17 protein-coding genes and 1 tRNA gene are annotated in these 17,847 nt (G+C 65.5%); 10 read left to right on the top strand and 8 right to left on the bottom strand.

Going from position 1 to position 17,847, the window contains the following annotated elements; genetic code table 11:
• The 3 genes from ileS to Q8Q80_RS11615 form a co-directional block, all read right to left on the bottom strand.
• Positions 1-2,838 carry an isoleucine--tRNA ligase gene (gene ileS / locus Q8Q80_RS11625; protein ID WP_305633065.1) on the bottom strand — a complete coding sequence of 946 codons (2,838 nt, stop codon included), beginning with the start codon at positions 2,836-2,838 and terminating at the stop codon, positions 1-3.
• Between the two features lie 9 nt (positions 2,839-2,847).
• Positions 2,848-3,780, bottom strand: coding sequence for a bifunctional riboflavin kinase/FAD synthetase (locus Q8Q80_RS11620; RefSeq protein ID WP_305633064.1), 933 nt, complete (start codon positions 3,778-3,780; stop codon positions 2,848-2,850).
• 48 nt (positions 3,781-3,828) lie between these two features.
• A tRNA-Leu gene (locus tag Q8Q80_RS11615) sits at positions 3,829-3,913 on the bottom strand.
• 104 nt (positions 3,914-4,017) lie between these two features.
• On the opposite strand from Q8Q80_RS11615, the gene queA reads away from it, so the two are divergent.
• The 5 genes from queA (at position 4,018) to secF (ending at position 9,464) form a co-directional block, all read left to right on the top strand.
• Positions 4,018-5,070 carry a tRNA preQ1(34) S-adenosylmethionine ribosyltransferase-isomerase QueA gene (gene queA / locus Q8Q80_RS11610; protein WP_305633063.1) on the top strand — a complete coding sequence of 351 codons (1,053 nt, stop codon included), beginning with the start codon at positions 4,018-4,020 and terminating at the stop codon, positions 5,068-5,070.
• Positions 5,060-6,169: a tRNA guanosine(34) transglycosylase Tgt gene (gene tgt / locus Q8Q80_RS11605; protein ID WP_305633062.1), complete on the top strand. Its 1,110-nt coding sequence runs from the start codon at positions 5,060-5,062 to the stop codon at positions 6,167-6,169. Before queA ends, tgt begins: the two co-directional genes overlap by 11 nt.
• A gap of 79 nt (positions 6,170-6,248) precedes the next feature.
• Positions 6,249-6,575: a preprotein translocase subunit YajC gene (gene yajC / locus Q8Q80_RS11600; RefSeq protein WP_305633061.1), complete on the top strand. Its 327-nt coding sequence runs from the start codon at positions 6,249-6,251 to the stop codon at positions 6,573-6,575.
• 72 nt (positions 6,576-6,647) lie between these two features.
• Positions 6,648-8,498, top strand: coding sequence for a protein translocase subunit SecD (secD, locus tag Q8Q80_RS11595; protein WP_305633060.1), 1,851 nt, complete (start codon positions 6,648-6,650; stop codon positions 8,496-8,498).
• A 27-nt stretch (positions 8,499-8,525) separates the two neighbouring features.
• A complete protein-coding gene (gene secF / locus Q8Q80_RS11590; protein ID WP_305633059.1) occupies positions 8,526-9,464 on the top strand; it encodes a protein translocase subunit SecF in 939 nt (312 codons plus the stop codon).
• Between the two features lie 924 nt (positions 9,465-10,388).
• Here secF and Q8Q80_RS11585 read toward each other — a convergent pair.
• The gene (locus tag Q8Q80_RS11585) at positions 10,389-10,709 is read right to left on the bottom strand and encodes a DUF2322 family protein (protein ID WP_305633058.1); all 321 of its coding nucleotides are present in this window, start codon (positions 10,707-10,709) and stop codon (positions 10,389-10,391) included.
• Positions 10,710-10,717: 8 nt separating this feature from the next.
• On the bottom strand, positions 10,718-12,085 hold the full coding sequence (gene purB / locus Q8Q80_RS11580) for an adenylosuccinate lyase (protein WP_305633057.1): 1,368 nt from the start codon (positions 12,083-12,085) through the stop codon (positions 10,718-10,720).
• A gap of 150 nt (positions 12,086-12,235) precedes the next feature.
• Between purB and Q8Q80_RS11575 the strand changes: the two genes are divergently transcribed.
• Positions 12,236-12,844 carry a glutathione S-transferase gene (locus Q8Q80_RS11575; protein WP_305633056.1) on the top strand — a complete coding sequence of 203 codons (609 nt, stop codon included), beginning with the start codon at positions 12,236-12,238 and terminating at the stop codon, positions 12,842-12,844.
• Between the two features lie 43 nt (positions 12,845-12,887).
• Here Q8Q80_RS11575 and mnmA read toward each other — a convergent pair whose 3' ends face one another.
• The 3 genes from mnmA to Q8Q80_RS11560 are packed head-to-tail and all read right to left on the bottom strand — an operon-like array spanning position 12,888 to position 15,044.
• Complete coding sequence (mnmA, locus tag Q8Q80_RS11570) at positions 12,888-14,024, bottom strand: tRNA 2-thiouridine(34) synthase MnmA (RefSeq protein WP_305633098.1); 1,137 nt, start codon at positions 14,022-14,024, stop codon at positions 12,888-12,890.
• Positions 14,011-14,589 carry a hypothetical protein gene (locus Q8Q80_RS11565; protein WP_305633055.1) on the bottom strand — a complete coding sequence of 193 codons (579 nt, stop codon included), beginning with the start codon at positions 14,587-14,589 and terminating at the stop codon, positions 14,011-14,013. Before Q8Q80_RS11565 ends, mnmA begins: the two co-directional genes overlap by 14 nt.
• A complete protein-coding gene (locus Q8Q80_RS11560; RefSeq protein WP_257079488.1) occupies positions 14,589-15,044 on the bottom strand; it encodes an NUDIX hydrolase in 456 nt (151 codons plus the stop codon). Before Q8Q80_RS11560 ends, Q8Q80_RS11565 begins: the two co-directional genes overlap by 1 nt.
• A gap of 96 nt (positions 15,045-15,140) precedes the next feature.
• On the opposite strand from Q8Q80_RS11560, the gene Q8Q80_RS11555 reads away from it, so the two are divergent.
• From Q8Q80_RS11555 to Q8Q80_RS11540, 4 genes are read left to right on the top strand one after another with little or no spacing between them, the layout of a single operon-like run.
• Complete coding sequence (locus tag Q8Q80_RS11555) at positions 15,141-16,061, top strand: branched-chain amino acid transaminase (RefSeq protein WP_305633054.1); 921 nt, start codon at positions 15,141-15,143, stop codon at positions 16,059-16,061.
• A gap of 18 nt (positions 16,062-16,079) precedes the next feature.
• Positions 16,080-16,292: a zinc-finger domain-containing protein gene (locus Q8Q80_RS11550; RefSeq protein ID WP_305633053.1), complete on the top strand. Its 213-nt coding sequence runs from the start codon at positions 16,080-16,082 to the stop codon at positions 16,290-16,292.
• A gap of 10 nt (positions 16,293-16,302) precedes the next feature.
• The gene (locus Q8Q80_RS11545) at positions 16,303-16,734 is read left to right on the top strand and encodes a nuclear transport factor 2 family protein (protein ID WP_305633052.1); all 432 of its coding nucleotides are present in this window, start codon (positions 16,303-16,305) and stop codon (positions 16,732-16,734) included.
• Positions 16,735-16,736: 2 nt separating this feature from the next.
• A complete protein-coding gene (locus tag Q8Q80_RS11540; RefSeq protein WP_371132751.1) occupies positions 16,737-17,696 on the top strand; it encodes a hydrolase in 960 nt (319 codons plus the stop codon).
• The last annotated feature ends 151 nt before the right edge of the window (positions 17,697-17,847 follow it).

Raw genomic sequence — 17,847 nt, 5'->3', positions numbered from 1 at the left:
TCAGGCGTGGCTGCGCATTTCCCCGTCGCCATGCAGATTGCTGTCGCAACGGCCGCACAGTTCGGGGTGCTCGGGGTTGCTGCCGACATCGGCGCGATAGTGCCAGCAGCGCCCGCACTTGACCTGCGCGCTCGCCACCGCGCTGACGCCCTGCTCCGCGTCCGATTCGACCTTGACCAGCGTCGCCCCGGAGGTGATGAGCACGAAGCGCAGATCGTCGCCCAGCGCCGCGAGATCGTCGTAGACCGCGCCAGCAGCGCGCACTTCGACTTCGGCCTGAAGCGAAGAACCGATGCCGCCTTCGGCACGCAGCGTTTCGAGCACACGCGCCGATTCTGCACGCAGTGCGCGGATGCGCCCCCAGCTCTCCATCAGGGCGGCTTCATCCGCCTGCATCGGCAGCGCATTCCACGTGGTCAGCATGACGCTGTCGAGATCTGCCGCGTACGGGCCGTTCTTGCCTGCTTCGGCCAGCACGGTCCAGATTTCTTCCGCCGTGAAAGGCATGATCGGAGCCATCAGGCGTACCAGGGTCTGCGTGATGTGCCACAGCGCACCCTGCGCCGAGCGGCGGGCATGCGAGCCGGGCGCTGTCGTGTAGAGCCGGTCCTTCAGGATGTCGAGGTAGAAGCCGCCAAGATCTTCCGAAGCAAAGTGCTGCAGCGCCTGCACGATCTTGTGGAATTCGAAGGCGAGGTAATCGTTGCCGACACGCTCCTGCAGGTCACGCGTCAGCGCCAGTGCGTAGCGGTCGATGGTCAGCCACTTGGCCACCGGCAGCTTGTGCGCAACCGGATCGTAGTCGGCGATGTTGGCCAGCAGGAAACGCACGGTATTGCGCAGCCGGCGGTACGTTTCCACCACGCGGTCGAGGATTTCCTTCGAGATCGACAATTCCCCCGAATAGTCGGCCGACGCGAGCCACAGACGGAGGATTTCCACGCCGAGCTTGTCACCGATTTCCTGCGGCTCGATGCCGTTGCCAGCCGACTTGCTCATCTTGTGGCCGCTGGCATCGACCGTGAAGCCGTGCGTCAGCAGCGCGCGATACGGCGCGTGGCCGTCCAGCGCACAACCGGTGAGCAGCGACGACTGGAACCAGCCGCGGTGCTGGTCGGAGCCTTCGAGGTAAAGGTCGGCGACCGGTCCCCCATCACCGCGCCGGCCGTCCGGGTGCGAGCCGCGCAGCACATGCCAGTGCGTGGTGCCGGAATCGAACCACACGTCGAGCGTGTCGGTCAGCTTGTCGTAATGCGCCGCGTCATCGCCCAGCAGCTCGGCCGGATCGAGGTTGAACCAGGCGTCGACACCGTCGCGTTCGACGCGCAGCGCCACCTGCTCCATCAGGTCCGGCGTGTCGGGGTGCAGTTGGCCGGTTTCCTTGTGCAGGAAGAACGGAATCGGCACCCCCCAGTTGCGCTGGCGCGAAATGCACCAGTCCGGGCGCTTGGCGATCATCGCCGCCAGACGTTCCTTGCCCCACTCCGGATAGAAAGCCGTGGCTTCGACCGCCGCCGCAGCGCATTCGCGCAGCGTGTACGACTCCGGCTGGCGGATGTCCATGCCGACGAAGAACTGCGCCGTCGCGCGGTAGATGATTGGCGTCTTGTGGCGCCAGCAGTGCATGTAGCTGTGCGTGATCTGTTCATGCGACAGCAGCGCACCCGCCTTGGCGATCGTGTCGACGATGACCGGATTGGCCTTCCAGATGTGCATGCCGCCGAACAGCGGCAGGGCATCGATGTAGACGCCGTTGGCCTGCACCGGACCGAATACCTCCTCGGTCGCCAGCCCGTGCGCCGTCCAGGTCTGGAAGTCTTCGACCCCGTAGGCCGGCGCGCAATGCACGATGCCGGTGCCCGCGTCCAGCGCGACATAACTGGCGAGCAGCACCGGCACATCGCGGACGTAGAACGGATGCTGGAACAGCAGATCCGCCAGTGCAGTGCCCTGCGCGGTGGCAACCACCTCGCCGTCGAGCTTGAAGCGAGCCAGACAGCTATCGACCAGATCGCGCGCGACGATCACGTGGCCGTTCGGCGTCCGCACCAGTGCGTAGGTGTGCTCGCCATTCACGTTCAGCGCCTGGTTGGCCGGAATCGTCCACGGCGTCGTGGTCCAGATCACGGCCTGCACCTTGCCGGCCGGCAGTGCGTCGAGTCCGAAGGCATCCGCCAGCATTTGACGGCAGGCGTCGGCGATCTGGAACCCCACATCGACCGCCGGGCTGCCCTTGTCCTGGTATTCGACTTCGGCTTCGGCCAGCGCCGAACCGCAGTCGAAGCACCAATTCACCGGCTTCAGGCCACGGTACACCCAGCCCTTCGTGACCATTTCCTTCAGCGCGCGGATTTCGCCCGCCTCGTTCTGGAAATCCATCGTGCGGTACGGGCGATCCCAGTCGGCCAGAACGCCCAGCCGCACGAAGCCCTTTTTCTGCAGCTCGACCTGATCGGCCGCGTAGGCGCGCGCCAGCTTGCGCACCTCGGCCGGCGGCAACGACTTGCCATGCTTCTTTTCGATCTGGTGTTCGATCGGCAGGCCGTGGCAGTCCCAGCCCGGAATGAAGGACGCGTCGAAACCATGCAGCGTCATCGAGCGGACGATGATGTCCTTCAGGATCTTGTTGACCGCGTGGCCGAGGTGGATGTCGCCATTGGCGTACGGCGGGCCGTCGTGCAGCACGAACTGCGGCCGGCCGGCCGACTGTTTGCGGATGCGCTGATACAGCTGACTGTCCTGCCACTGCTTCACCCAGCCAGGCTCGCGTTTCGGCAGGTCGCCACGCATCGGGAACGGCGTGTCGGGGAGGTTCAGCGTCGAGCGGTAATCAGCCATGTTCAGCCTTCAGAGAGTGTGTACAGCAAACCAGTGGCGGATATCGGCCACGTCCTTCGCGATCGCTTCGCGCAGTGCATCCAGTCCTTCATAGCGCATCTCGTCACGCATCTTGTGCCGGAAGCGCACCGACACGCGACGGTCGTACAGGTCGACAGTGCGGTCCAGCAGGTGGACCTCGCAAGTCGGTCGCAGGCCGTCGGCAATGGTCGGTCGCACACCCACGCTGGCCGCGCCCTGCGCACCCAGCAGACCGGCGCCGGTCACGGTGACCGCGAATATCCCGGACAGCGGCAGCGAACGCTGCCTGATCTGCACGTTAGCGGTCGGAAAACCGAGTTGGCGGCCAATTTGCTGCCCGTGCTCGACGCGTCCGCTGATTTCATAGGGGCGCCCGAGCAGTGCTTCGGCACGCACCAGATCACCGTGTTCCAGCGCTCCGCGCACCGCGGAACTGGACGCCCGCTCGCCATCGACCGATATCGTGGCCATGGTCGCCAGTGAAAAGCCGTGCTGCTGGCCGGCCGCGCGCAGGCGCTCGAAATCCCCTTCCCGACCCCGCCCGAAACGGAAGTCGTCGCCGATGATCAGGTGACGCACGCCAAGACCGCGCACCAGCAGGTCGTCGATGAAGGCCTGCGCGCTCAGTGCCGCAAACCGCGCATTGAAACGACACACGTACACCCTGTCCACCCCGGCTTCGGCAAACAGTTCGAGTTTCTCGCGCAGGCTGGTCAGCCGGGTCGGCCGTCGCTCGTGCGTGAAAAACTCGCGCGGATGCGGCTCGAACGTCATCACCGCTGCCGGCAGACGATCTTCGCGCGCACGCGTGACGAGCTGAGCGAGCAGGGCCTGATGGCCCAGATGCACGCCGTCGAAGTTACCGATGGTCAGGACGACCGGCGCATCGGCCGCAGAAGGGATTGCGCGAAAGACCTGCACGGATTGAAAAGCGCCCGAAAAATCGCGCGATTATAGCTTGGCGCTTGTTGGTGCCGGGAGGGGGACTCGAACCCCCACACCTTGCGGCGGCGGATTTTGAATCCGCTGCGTCTACCGATTCCGCCATCCCGGCAGGGAAGAGCGGCGGATTATGCGTGTCCGGCCGGTCGCTGCGCAAGCCTGACGGACGCTACAATCGCGGGCTTTGCCTTTCAGGTCGACCCTGTGCCGCTTTCCGTGCCCACCCTGTCCGACTTCGATTACGACCTGCCCGACGACCTGATCGCCCAGGCTCCGCTGCCCGAGCGCAGCGCCAGTCGCCTGCTGGTCGTCGGGCCGGCGTCGCTGACCGACAGCCGCATCCGCGAGTTGCCCCGGTGGCTGGAGCCGGGCGACCTGCTGGTGTTCAACGACACCCGCGTGATGCATGCCCGGCTGTACGGAACGAAAGACAGCGGCGGCCGCATCGAAGTGCTGATCGAACGGCTGACCGGCGAATACGAAGCCCTGGCGCAAGTCCGCGCCAGCAAGACGCCGCGTGCCGGCAGCCGCCTGCGCATGGAAGATGCCTTTGACTTCGAGGTGCTCGGACGTGACGGCGAATTCTTCCGTCTGCGCAGCCTGGGAGAGACACCGCTGACCGCACTGCTGGAACGCCACGGGCGATTGCCCTTGCCACCCTACATCGAGCGCGCCGCCGCCGATGCGGACGAACAGCGCTATCAAACCGTCTACGCACGGGAAACCGGTTCGGTGGCGGCACCCACTGCGGGCCTGCATTTCGACGATGCGCTGCTTGACGCGGTCGCCGCGTGCGGCGTGCGGCGTGCCCATGTCACGCTGCACGTCGGCGCCGGCACCTTCCAGCCGGTACGCACCGACAATCTGGCGGAACACCGCATGCACAGCGAACAGTTCCAGTTGTCGGCCGACACTGCACAGGCCATCGCCGACACGAAATCGGCCGGCGGACGCGTGATCGCGGTCGGCACCACCAGCCTGCGCTGCCTCGAATCGGCGGCCGCCGCCTGCGCGCCCGGGCCGCTCGCCGCCTGCAGCGGTGACACCCGCCTGTTCATCACGCCGGGCTTCGAATTCCGCGTCATCGATGGACTGCTGACCAATTTCCACCTGCCGAAGTCAACCTTGCTGATGCTGGTGTCGGCACTGGCCGGGCGGCAGCGTGTCCGCGCCGCGTATGCGCACGCGGTGGCACAGCGCTACCGCTTCTTCAGCTACGGTGACGCGATGTTCATTCCGGCGCGCATGAAGGACCACGATGAAGTTTGATCTGCACGCGCGCGACGGCCTCGCCCGGCGCGGCCGCCTGACCCTCGCCCACGGCACGGTCGACACACCCGTGTTCATGCCGGTCGGCACCTACGGCACGGTCAAGGGCATGGACCCGGCGGAGCTGAAGGACATGGGCGCGAAAATCGTGCTCGGCAACACCTTCCACCTGTGGCTGCGCCCGGGCACCGAGGTCATCCGAAAGCACGGCGGGCTGCACCGTTTCATGGGATGGGACCGGCCGATACTGACCGACTCCGGGGGATTCCAGGTCTTTTCGCTCGACGCACTGCGCAAGATCAGCGAGGACGGGGTGCGCTTCGCCAGCCCGATCAATGGCGACAAGCTGCTGCTGACGCCGGAAGAGTCGATGCGCATCCAGCACGACCTGAATTCCGACGTGGTGATGATTTTCGACGAGTGCACGCCCTACCCGGCCGATCTCGATCAGGCGGCGGCGTCGATGCGGCTCAGCCTGCGCTGGGCGCAGCGATCGCGCGACGCACACGACGCGCTGGGCAACGACAACGCGCTGTTCGGCATCGTCCAGGGCGGCATGCATGAAACGCTGCGCGACGAGTCGCTGGCCGCGCTCGAGAGCATCGGCTTCGACGGCTACGCCATCGGCGGGCTGTCGGTCGGCGAGCCCAAGGACGACATGCAGCGCATCCTCGCGCACACCGCGCCGAAACTGCCCGAGCATGCACCGCACTACCTGATGGGCGTGGGCACGCCGGAGGACCTGATCAATGCGATCGCGCACGGCATCGACATGTTCGACTGCGTCATGCCCACCCGCAATGCGCGCAATGGCTGGCTGTTCACGCGCTACGGCGACATCAAGCTGAAGAACGCGCGCTACAAGGACGACACGGGGCCGGTGGACCCGTCCTGCGAGTGCCACACGTGCACCCACTACACACGTGCCTATCTGCACCACCTGCACCGCTGCAACGAAATGCTGGGCGCACGGCTGAATACGCTGCACAACCTGCACTTCTACCAGCAGTTCACACGCGAGGCGCGCGAAGCGATCGAAACCGGCCGTTACGCGCCTTGGTCCGCCGCCTTCCTCGCCGACCGGCAGCGCGGAGTGTGAGCAAATCTGTCGGCCCGGGACGGTCCGGGCCCGGCTGATATACTCGCGCGCTTTACCATTCGCGCAAACGGAGTCCAACGTGTTCATTTCCCCCGCTTACGCTCAGGCTGCAGGCGCCGCCGACCCCACCGGTGGCCTGATGGGACTGCTGCCCATCCTGCTGATGTTCGTCGTTCTGTGGTTCCTGATGATCCGCCCGCAGATGAAGCGCGCAAAGGAACACAAGGCGCTGATCGAAGCGCTGGCCAAGGGCGACGAAGTGGTCACCCAGGGCGGCATGGCCGGCCGCATCACCAAGGTCGGCGACAACTTCATCAGCGTCGAGCTGGCGCCGAACGTCGAAGTCGCCGTGCAGCGGCAGGCGATCGCCACGGTGCTGCCCAAGGGCACGCTGAAGGCACTTTGATCCCGTGCTGATCCGTCCGGCTGCGGCCGGCGGCAGACCTGCCGGCCTTCCACTCCTCATTCAGAATCCGCAATGAACCGCTATCCGATCTGGAAAAACGCGCTGGTGATCGTGGCGCTGATACTCGGCCTGGTCTATACACTGCCGAACTTCTTCGGCGAGGCGCCGGCCGTGCAGGTATCGACCGCGCGCACCGGCGTGCAGATCGACGCTGCCCTGATGACGCAGGTCGAATCGACGCTGAAGGACGCATCCATTGCACACACGGGTCTGACGCTGGACACCACCGGCGTGCGCGTGCGCCTGGCCGACACCGACACCCAGCTGAAAACTCGCGACGTGCTTGAACGGGCGCTCAATCCGGATCCGGCCGACGGCAAGTACGTGGTGGCGCTGAACCTGCTGTCGAAGTCACCGGACTGGCTGCGTTCGGTCGGCGCACTGCCGATGTATCTCGGCCTCGACCTGCGCGGCGGCGTGCACTTCCTGCTGCAGGTCGACATGCAGGGCGCAATCGTGAAGCGGCTGGATTCGATGTCATCCGACCTGCGCACCCAGCTGCGCGAAAAGAACATCCGCCACGGCGGCATTTCGCGTGAGGGCAACACCATCGTTCTGCGCTTCCGCGACGCGGTCGGTCGCGATGCCGCGCGCAGCGCAGCCGAAAAGGCGCTGCCCGAAATGGTGTGGACGCCGGGACAATCCGGTGCCGACTATCTGTACACCGGTCGCATGAGCGAACTGGCCGAGACGGACCTGCGTGAATCGGCCATCAAGCAGAACATCCTGACGCTGCAGAAGCGCGTGAACGAACTGGGCGTGGCCGAACCCATCATCCAGCAGCAAGGCGCCGACCGCATCGTCGTGCAGTTGCCCGGCGTGCAGGACGTGGCCAAGGCAAAGGACCTGATCGGCCGCACCGCCACGCTGGAAGTGAGGCTGGTCGATCAGGAGGCGATGACCAGCGGCAACATGGAAGGGCTGGAGGTCTATCCGGAAAATTCGCGCAGCGGCGGCGTTTCGAACGTGCCGGTGAAGAAGCAGGTCATCCTGACCGGCGAACGCTTCGAAACCGCCCAGGCCTCGTTCGACGATTCGAACCGCCCGGCCGTGGCAGTGAAGCTCGACGCGACCGGCGGCCGCATCATGCGCACGGTCACGCGCGAAAACCTGAAGAAACTGATGGTCATCCTGCTGTTCGAAAAGGGCCGCGGCGAGGCGATTTCGGTTGCCACCATCCAGGGCGAATTCGGCGACCGCTTCCAGATCACCGGCCAGTTCTCGCCGCAGGAAACGAACACGCTGGCCATCCTGATCCGCTCGGGCGCACTGGCGGCACCGATGGAAATCATCGAAGAACGGGTCATCGGCCCCTCGCTCGGCGCCGAGAACATCGAAAAGGGTTTCGATTCGACGCTGTGGGGCTTCGTGGCGATCGCCGTGTTCATGATCTTCTATTACGCGGTGTTCGGCTTCATCTCGACCACGGCGCTGGCGGCCAACCTGCTGTTCCTGATTGCGCTGCTGTCACTGCTGCAGGCCACGCTGACGCTGCCGGGTATCGCCGCCATCGCGCTGACGCTGGGCATGGCGATCGACGCCAACGTGCTGATCAACGAGCGCATCCGCGAAGAGCTGCGCAACGGCGTCACGCCGCAGGCGGCGATCGCCGCCGGCTACGAGCGCGCCTGGGCAACCATTCTCGATTCGAACATCACGACGCTGATCGCCGGCATCGCGCTGCTCGTTTTCGGGTCCGGACCGGTGCGCGGCTTTGCCGTCGTGCACTGCCTGGGCATCCTGACTTCGATGTTCAGCGCCGTCGTCGTGTCACGCGCCATCGTCAACATGGTGTACGGGCGCGCCCGCAAGCTGGAAAAAGTGTCGATCGGCACCGTGTGGAAACCGGGCGCCAACCTCTGAGCCGCCACCAAGGAAATCTGAACAGTCATGGAATTCTTCCGCATCCGGCGCGACATCCCCTTCATGCGCAAGGCGCTGGTGTTCAACGTCATTTCGTTCATCACCTTCCTGCTGGCCGTGTTCTTCCTGGCCACGCGCGGCCTGCATCTGTCGGTGGAATTCACCGGCGGCACCCTGATGGAAATTTCGTACAGCGAAGCCGCCGACCTGCAGGGCGTGCGCAAGGCACTGACCGACAGTGGCTTCAGCGAACCGCAGGTGCAGAATTTCGGCACAGCACGCGACGTGCTGATCCGGCTGCCGCTGGTCAAGGACGTCGATTCCGCCAAGGTCAGCCAGCAGGTGATCGCTACGCTCAGCGCAGGCGACGGTCCGAAGCCTGAATTGCGACGTGTCGAATACGTCGGCCCGCAGATCGGCAAGGAACTGGCCGAAGACGGCGCGCTGGCGCTGATGTTCGTCATCTGCGGCATCATGGCGTACTTGGCCATGCGCTTCGAATGGCGCTACGCCGTATCGGCCATCATCGCCAACCTGCATGACGTAGTGATCATCCTCGGGTTCTTCGCCGCCTTCCAGTGGGAGTTCTCGCTGCCTGTGCTGGCGGCCGTGCTGGCCGTGCTGGGCTATTCGGTGAACGAGTCGGTGGTCGTGTTCGACCGCGTTCGCGAGGTGTTCCGCAATGCCCGCAAGCGCACGCTGTCAGTCGCCGAAGTCATGGACAACGCGATCACCAGCACGATCTCGCGCACCATCATCACGCACGGTTCGACCCAGATGATGGTGCTGTCGATGCTGTTGTTCGGCGGCGAAGCGCTGCACTACTTCGCGGTCGCGCTGACCATCGGCATCTGTTTCGGCATCTACTCGTCGGTGCTGGTCGCCTGCCCGCTGGCCATGTGGCTGGGTGTCAAGCGCGAACAGCTGATCAAGCCGCCGAAGCGCAAGGACGAAGCGGTAGTCTGAATCGCCTCCCGGCCGCTTGAAAAGCGCGGTTGGTGCGTACGGTGCGCGGTCTCGTGAGGGGTCGCCACCTCGTCCGCCATCAAGCACTGCTGTCTTGATTCGACAACCGCGCTGGGGAATGGATGCGGGAGCACATACGCATTCGGGCCCGCGTTGAATGAGCACCTTCCGCATGAGCGGCGAATCAACGCCCGCCGGACATCACTGTCCTTTCCGGCGGATGACGGCCCGCAGTGAACCTGATCTTGAACATGTTGGGCGGCGCGGCGCTCGTGCCGACGTACGGTGCTGAGCTGTTGGGCATCGCTGCGCTCACCCCAACCTACGGGGTGCCGCCCGGTGGGCGGCGCGGCGCTCGTGCTGACGTACGGTGCTGCGCTGTTGGGCATCGCTGCGCTCACCCCAACCTGCGGGGTGCCGCCCGGTGGGCGGCGCGGCGTTCGTGCCGACGTACGGTGCTGCGCTGTTGGGCATCGCTGCGCCCACCCCAACCTGCGGGTGCCGCCCGGTGGGCGGCGCGGCGCTCGTGCCGACGTACGGTGCTGAGCTGTTGGGCATCGCTGCGCTCACCCCAACCTACGGGGTGCCGCCCGGTGGGCGGCGCGGCGTTCGCGCCGACGTACGGTGCTGCGCTGTTGGACATCGCTGCGCTCACCCCAACCTGCGGGTGCCGCCCGGTGGGCGGCGCGGCGTTCGTGCTGACGTACGGTGCTGAGCTGTTGGGCATCGCTGCGCTCACCCCAACCTACGGGGTGTCGCCGTGGGCATCGCGGCGCTCGCACATGCGTCGCTGCGCTCGAGGCGGGCTCCGGAGGTGCGTCAAGTAGGTTGGGGTGAGCGCAGCGATGCCCAACAACTGACCCAAATCCACGTGACTGCACCGGCGGATGAATGCCATCCGCTGCACCCCGCCGAAAGAACCGCTCAGGGCTGTGCGAACACCTGCTTCACGCGCAAGGTCTGATCGCCCTCGACCAGCACGATCAGCCGGTCGATGTTCGGGTGCTTGCCCGGATTGGCGCGCGCATCGACCGTGTGCTCGCCATACAGGTCCAGCCCCTGCTTCGATGCATCCGGCGTGATCGCGCCATGCAACTGCGCGAGGTGGTTGTACACCGCCAGCGACCCCGCCTGGCCGGGCTTGTTTTCGATTGTCGCGACCACTTCTCCGGCGGCATCGATCAACTGCAGCGCCGCCAGATGCGACACGCCGGGCAGGGTTTTGAGGGTTGCGGCAAAACTCATGATGTTCCTCAGATAGCGGCAGCCAGACGGGCCGCGTCGCCGATGTAGCTGGCGGGCGTCAGCGCAAGCAGGCGTTCGCGCTCCGCCGCCGGAATATCGAGACCGCCGATGAACGTCTGCAGCGCTTCGCGCGTGATGCCCCGACCACGCGTCAGCTCCTTCAGCTGTTCGTACGGGTTGGCCACACCGTAGCGGCGCATCACGGTCTGCACCGGCTCGGCCAGCACTTCCCAGCAGGCGTCGAGATCGGCGGCCAGCGTATCGGGCTCGGCTACCAGCTTGCCCAGCCCGCGCGCCAGCGAATCCAGCGCCAGCACGGTGTAGCCGAAGGCCACGCCCATATTGCGCAGCACGGTCGAATCGGTCAGATCGCGCTGCATGCGCGACACCGGCAGCTTGTCCGACAAATGACGCAGTAGCGCATTGGCCAGCCCCAGATTGCCTTCGGCGTTCTCGAAGTCGATCGGATTCACCTTGTGCGGCATGGTCGAACTGCCGATCTCGCCGGCCTTCAGCTTCTGGCGGAAGTAGCCGAGCGAGATGTACATCCAGAAGTCGCGCGCCGCGTCGAGCAGGATGACGTTGGCGCGGGACATGGCGTCGAACAGTTCGGCCATCGCGTCGTGCGGCTCGATCTGGATCGTGTACGGATTGAATTCCAGCCCGAACGATTCGATGAACACGCGGTTGAACTGCGACCAGTCGACGTCCGGATAAGCCGACAGGTGGGCGTTGTAGTTGCCGACTGCGCCATTGAACTTGGCGGTCAGGCTGACCGCGGCGACGCGCGTGCGGGCGCGCATCAGGCGCGCGGCGATGTTCGCCATTTCCTTGCCCAGCGTGGTCGGGCTGGCCGGCTGGCCGTGCGTGCGCGACAGCATCGGCAACGCGGCGAATTCGTGTGCCATGGCGCGCAACGACGCGATCACGCCATCGAGCGCCGGCAGCAGCGTGTCGGCGCGCGCCTCGTTGAGCATCAGTGCATGCGACACGTTGTTGATGTCTTCCGACGTGCAGGCGAAGTGGATGAATTCGGATACACCGGTCACTTCGGCGTTGTTCGCCAGCCGGTCCTTCAGCCAGTACTCCATCGCCTTCACGTCATGATTGGTGCGCGCCTCGATCGCCTTGATCGCGGCGGCGTCCTCGACGCTGAAATCGCGTACGACGGCGTCCAGTTCGTCCAGTGTCGCCTGCGAGAAGGCGGCGACTTCGCCGATCTGCGCATCCGCAGCCAGTGCGCGCAGCCACGCGATTTCGACGCGTACGCGGTTGCGGATCAGGCCGAACTCACTGAAATGACCTCGCAAGGGATCGAGTTTGGCGGCGTAACGACCGTCCAGCGGCGACAGCGCGGTGAGGGTGTGGGCACTCATGAAGAACCTGCGGGAAGGAAGGAATGGAAGGCCACGGAGTAGATCTGCCCGGGCAGCGCGGCGCGAATTTTATCATGCACCGCACGAGGACCCCGCCTTGCGGGAACGGCCCGGACGCTATACTCGGGTGATCTTCCATCGGTGCTGTCCATGAAACTCGTCGGTTCCTACACCAGTCCTTATGTGCGCAAGGCGCGCGTGGTGCTTGCAGAAAAGAAGATCGACTGCGAATTCGTGCTCGACTCGCCCTGGCTCGAAGGCACGGGCGTCCCGGATGTGAACCCGCTGGGCAAGATTCCGGTGCTGGTGCTTGATGACGACACCTGTCTGTTCGATTCGCGCGTGATCGTCGAGTACCTCGACGGCGTGGCGCCGAACAACAAGCTGCTGCCGTCCACCGCCCGCGAACGCGCGCTGGTCAAGCGCTGGGAGGCGCTGGCCGACGGCATGACGGATGCTGCGGTGGCCATCGTGCTGGAAGTGCGCCGGATGGTCAGCGAACAGAACGCGAGCTGGATTTCACGCCAGCGCAGCAAGATTGATCGCGCACTGAACACGCTGGCGGCCGACCTGGGCGATGGCGCGTGGTGCCATGGCAACAGCATTTCGCTGGCCGACATCGCGGTGGGTTCGGCGCTCGGCTATCTGGACTTCCGCTTTCCGGAACTGGACTGGCGCGAGCGTCACGCGAATCTGGCCAGGCTGCAGGAAAAACTGATGCAGCGCCCGTCACTCGCCGAAACCGTACCGGTCGAATAAGGCAGAGGCAAAGGCAAGCGCCAAGCAGGCCACTACGAACCGCTCAGGCCGCTTTGCCGGCAGCGGTGATGACACCGCCGCCCAGACAGACCCGGCTCTCGTAGACCACCACACTCTGGCCCGGCGTCACCGCCCACTGCGCTTCGGCGAACGCGATGTCGCAGCGCGAATCATCGACCGCGTCGATGCTGCACGGCGCATCTGCCTGCCGGTAACGGGTCTTTGCCGCATACACCCAGTGCGTGTGCGGCAGATCGCCCGACACCCATGACAGGTCGCCCGCCACCAGCCGTCCGGACAGCAGTGCCGGGTGATCATGGCCGCGCACCACGTACAGCACGTTGCTGGCCATGTCCTTGCGCACCGCGTACCACGCGTCGTGCTCACCGGCGTCGTCCGCCATGCCCTTGAGTCCGCCGATGCCCAGCCCCTTGCGCTGACCGATCGTGTGATACATCAGGCCTTCGTGGCGGCCGAGCACGCGGTCGGTATCAAGATCGCGGATGTCGCCCGGCGTGACCGGCAGGTAACGCTGCAGGAATTCGCGGAACGGCCGCTCGCCGACGAAACAGATGCCGGTCGAATCCTTCTTGCCTGCATTGGCCAGCCCCGCGTCGGCTGCGATGCGGCGCACGTCGCGCTTGGGCAGGTGACCAACCGGGAACAGCGTGCGCGACAGCTGCGCCTGGTTGAGCCGGTGCAGGAAATAGCTCTGGTCCTTGTTGCCGTCCTCGCCCTTGAGCAGCTGGAAGCGGCCCTGGAACTCGCGCACCTGGGCGTAATGCCCAGTGGCGATGCGGTTCGCGCCGAGCTGCATGGCGTGGTCGAGAAAGGCGCTGAACTTGATTTCGGCGTTGCACAGCACATCGGGGTTGGGTGTGCGGCCGGCCTGGTATTCGCGCAGGAAACTCGAAAACACGCGGTCCTTGTACTCGGCCGAAAAATTGACCACTTCAAGGTCCATGCCGATCACGTCGGCCGCCGACACGGCGTCGATCAGATCCTGCCGGGTCGAACAGTACTCGTCGGTGTCGTCGTCCTCCCAGTTCTTCATGAACAGGCCGACCACCTTGTAGCCGGCGCGCTTGAGCAGCAGCGCCGACACCGACGAATCGACGCCGCCCGACATGCCCACGACCACGGTTTCACCCGGTTCGGCCGTTGTTTCAGCGCCGTGCATTCCAGTCATCCGGATATCCCCCATTCTTCCAGTGTTCCATGTCCATCACGACCGGCGGTTCGCCGTGGTCGCGAAACCAGGTATCGACCGCGTACCGTCGGCCGCTTTCGGTGTCTTCGATCACCGCGGTGAAGTGCTGCATGATGACCCAGCTGGTGCGCCGCGCGATCTCCAGCACCCGATGGTGACGCAGCGCGCCCGCTTCCTGCAGCAGTTCGAGCATGACGGTGGTGGTGTGCGCGTGATCAATGCAGTCCATGCGCCCGTCGGCGCCCAGATCAAGGTAGTCGCCGGCACGGTCGGCGCCGATCGGCGACTGCTCGCCGGCCCAGCGGTACATGCGCGCGATCACCCACTCCAGCTGCGCGCGTTCGCCAGCGGCATCGCTCGCCTTGAGCATTTCACCGACCAGCACGGCGCGCTGTTCGGGCGCAAGACTGACCGTCTGCACGACAAGGCAGCCGTAGTTGTAGCAGATGTCGAATTCGAGGCCCTGCGCCATGCCCGGCGCCGCCTGAACCTGCAGCGCACTGCACAGCAGCACACCCGCCAGCACTCGCCGCATCAGGAAAAGTGCCGTACGACCGCCAGTGGCAGGCGCACGTCGGCCAGCCAGTCCTGGACGCACGCCCACACCAGCGGGCTGCGATGGCGCTCGCGACTCGCTTCGATCTCTTCGGGCGTCATCCAGAAGGCGCGCACGATGCCGTCGTCCAGCGCGCGGCCGGCGATCTGCTCGCCGCTTTCGCCGGAAAACGCAAAGCGCAGGTAGGTGACTTCGCCGTCGGGCCGGCGCCACTGATAGACACCGACCAGCGCCTGCGGCACGAAAGGATGAGCGGTTTCCTCCATCGCTTCGCGGGCACACGCCTCGACCAGCGACTCGCCCTCTTCCAGATGACCGGCCGGCTGGTTCAGCATCAGCCCCTTCGACGTTTCCTCTTCCACCATCAGGAAGCGGCCCCGGTACTCCATCAGGGCGGCCACCGTGACATTGGGCTTCCATATGCGTTCGCTCATCGGTGGATTTTAACGCGAGCCGCTGCGATGACCGTCGCCGTACTGCGCGCATCAGCTAAAATCGCGCGCTTATCGCAATCCTCTGGAGTGTTTCTCATGTCGATGGCCGACCGCGACGGTTTTATCTGGTACGACGGCAAGATGGTGCCCTGGCGCGAGGCCACCACGCACGTACTGACCCACTCGCTGCATTACGGTCTGGCCGTCTTCGAGGGTGTGCGCGCCTACCACACCGAAATCGGTACCGCGATCTACCGCCTGAAGGAACACACCGACCGGCTGTTCAACTCGGCGCACATCTACATGATGAAGATGCCGTACAGCCGCGAGGAAATCATGGAAGCGCAGCTTGAAGTGGTGCGCGCCAACAAGCTGGAATCCTGCTACATCCGGCCGATCGCCTTCTTCGGCTCGGAAAAGATGGGGATTTCCACGCGCGGCGCCTCGGTGCATGTGTCGATCGCCGCCTGGCCCTGGGGCGCCTACCTGGGCGAGGACGGCCTGAAGAAGGGCATCCGGGTCAAAACCTCGTCCTTCTCGCGCCACCACGTCAATGTATCGATGTGCCGCGCCAAGTACTCGGGTACGTACGCCAATTCCATCCTCGCCAACATGGAAGCGACCGACCTCGGCTACGACGAGGCACTGCTGCTCGACGTCGATGGCTTCGTCGCCGAAGGTGCGGGCGAAAACCTGTTCGTGGTGAAGGACGACAAGATCTACGAACCGGAAATCGCCTCGGCACTGGTTGGCATCACACGCGCGTCGGTGATCGAGATCGCCGCCGAATTCGGTTATCAGGTGGTGTCGAAACGACTGACCCGCGACGACATCTACACCGCCGACGAAGCTTTCTTCACCGGCACCGCCGCCGAAGTGACACCGATCCGCGAACTCGACAACCGCGTCATCGGCAGCGGCACGCGCGGTCCGGTCACCGAGAAAATCCAGGCGCGCTTCTTCGACATCGTCAATGGCCGCGCGCCCGAGTACCACCGCTGGCTGACCAAGATCTGAACCGGGAGCACATCTGCCATGAACCAAGCCGTGAGTGATTCCAGCCGCGACCGCGCGCGCGACGTCGAAGTGGGTGCGAGCGATCTGCCGCTGCACTGTCCGCTGCCCGGCGCACCGCTGTGGGCGCGTCATCCGCGTGTTTTCCTCGACGTGACCAGGACCGGCGAGACCGCCTGCCCTTACTGCGGCACACGCTACCGCTACAACGGCCCGGCGCCCGCCGGCCACTGACCCCCCGCCCATGGAAATGCCCCGCAAGGTTTTTTTCGCGACGCCTCAGGAAGCCGAAGCGGCCTTTTACGAAGCACGCGCGCGGGGCGACATCGAAGCCATGATGGCGGTGTGGGGCGACGAGGACGACATCATCTGCGCGCTCGCCGGCTGCCCGCGCGCCAGCGGCTATGAAAAGGTGCGCGACGCCTGGCGGCGCGTGTTCGCCGGTACCCGGGTCGATGTACAGGTGATCAACGCGCAGATCATGCAGGGCGTGCTGCAGTCCATCCACAGCCTGAACGAACAGTGCAGCGCTGCGGGTGACCGCGCGTCGCGCCCGCTGCTCATCGTGACCAACGTCTATCTGCGAGGTCCGCTCGGCTGGCACATGGTGCTGCACCACGCTTCCGCCGCGCCGGCAGCACAGGAGACGGCGGGCCCGCCGAAAATCCTCCACTGAGCGTGTCGCCGCCCCGCTTTCGCCCCGCGCACTGGCTGCCCGGCGGCCATGCGCAGACCATCTGGCCCCGCTTCATCCTGCCACCGCTGCCGGCGCTGGCACGCGAGCGCATCGACACACCCGACGGCGACTTCATCGATCTGGACTGGTTGCCGCGGCGTGCGCGGCAACCGCTGGTGATGCTGCTGCACGGGCTGGAAGGCAGTTCGGAAAGCCACTACGCACGGGCGCTGATGCGTACCGTCGATGCGCGCGGCTGGAACGGCGTGGTCGTACATGCGCGAGGCTGTTCCGGCGAACCGAACCGGCTGGTGCGTGCCTATCATTCGGGCGACAGTGCCGAACTGGACTGGCTGCTGCCGCGTGTCGTGCCGCGCATGCAGGGACAGCCGGTGCATGCGGTCGGCGTGTCGCTCGGCGGCAATGTGCTGTGCAAGTGGCTGGGTGAGCAGGGCCACGGCGCATCGCGGTGGCTGCGCAGCGCGGCATCGGTCTGCGCACCGGTCGATCTGGGTGCCGCCGGCCGGGCGCTTGACCAGGGTTTCAACCGCATCTACACGCAGTATTTCCTGCGCACGATGAAGCCGCGTGCGTTGCACAAGGCCGCGTTGTTTCCAGGCGTGCTCGATGCCGCAGCGATCGCCGCCAGCGCGTCGATCAAGGCCTTCGACGACGCCGTCACCTCGCAACTGCACGGCTTCCGCGATGCCGACGACTACTGGACGCGCTGCTCGGCGCGCCCGCTGCTGCGCGAGGTGCGCGTGCCGCTTCTGCTGCTGCAGGCGCTGAACGACCCGATGGTGCCCGACTGGTCGCTGGCCACGCCGCAGATGCTGTCGTCAGACGTACTGCCCGAATACACCGCGCAGGGGGGTCACGTCGGCTACGTGAGCGGTGCACCGAAAGGTCATCTCGACTGGCTGCCGCAACGGCTGCTGCACTTCTTCGAGCACGGACGCTGACCGGATCGCATGCAGGGGCGGAGCGGGGGTTTCGGCGAGCACGGCTCGCCGCCCGTGGAGCCGGTCGGCCATGCAGGGCCGACCGTGGGACGGCTCCTGCGAAAACCGCGACGGCCTCGCAACGGGTGACGTTTTTCGTAGGAGCGGACCC

Origin of the sequence: Methyloversatilis sp. (genome assembly GCF_030698125.1) — a bacterium.
Lineage (GTDB): Bacteria > Pseudomonadota > Gammaproteobacteria > Burkholderiales > Rhodocyclaceae > Methyloversatilis.
This window is presented reverse-complemented; position numbering and strand designations above follow the sequence as displayed.

Coding starts and splice junctions, on each gene's coding strand:
- Q8Q80_RS11545 (WP_305633052.1), top strand. CDS start 16,303: ATGGAAATGCCCCGCAAGGTTTTTTTCGCGACGCCTCAGGAAGCCGAA.
- tgt (WP_305633062.1), top strand. CDS start 5,060: ATGAAGTTTGATCTGCACGCGCGCGACGGCCTCGCCCGGCGCGGCCGC.
- Q8Q80_RS11565 (WP_305633055.1), bottom strand. CDS start 14,589: ATGCGGCGAGTGCTGGCGGGTGTGCTGCTGTGCAGTGCGCTGCAGGTT.
- mnmA (WP_305633098.1), bottom strand. CDS start 14,024: ATGCACGGCGCTGAAACAACGGCCGAACCGGGTGAAACCGTGGTCGTG.
- Q8Q80_RS11555 (WP_305633054.1), top strand. CDS start 15,141: ATGTCGATGGCCGACCGCGACGGTTTTATCTGGTACGACGGCAAGATG.
- Q8Q80_RS11585 (WP_305633058.1), bottom strand. CDS start 10,709: ATGAGTTTTGCCGCAACCCTCAAAACCCTGCCCGGCGTGTCGCATCTG.
- secD (WP_305633060.1), top strand. CDS start 6,648: ATGAACCGCTATCCGATCTGGAAAAACGCGCTGGTGATCGTGGCGCTG.
- secF (WP_305633059.1), top strand. CDS start 8,526: ATGGAATTCTTCCGCATCCGGCGCGACATCCCCTTCATGCGCAAGGCG.
- Q8Q80_RS11550 (WP_305633053.1), top strand. CDS start 16,080: ATGAACCAAGCCGTGAGTGATTCCAGCCGCGACCGCGCGCGCGACGTC.
- Q8Q80_RS11575 (WP_305633056.1), top strand. CDS start 12,236: ATGAAACTCGTCGGTTCCTACACCAGTCCTTATGTGCGCAAGGCGCGC.
- ileS (WP_305633065.1), bottom strand. CDS start 2,838: ATGGCTGATTACCGCTCGACGCTGAACCTCCCCGACACGCCGTTCCCG.
- Q8Q80_RS11560 (WP_257079488.1), bottom strand. CDS start 15,044: ATGAGCGAACGCATATGGAAGCCCAATGTCACGGTGGCCGCCCTGATG.
- purB (WP_305633057.1), bottom strand. CDS start 12,085: ATGAGTGCCCACACCCTCACCGCGCTGTCGCCGCTGGACGGTCGTTAC.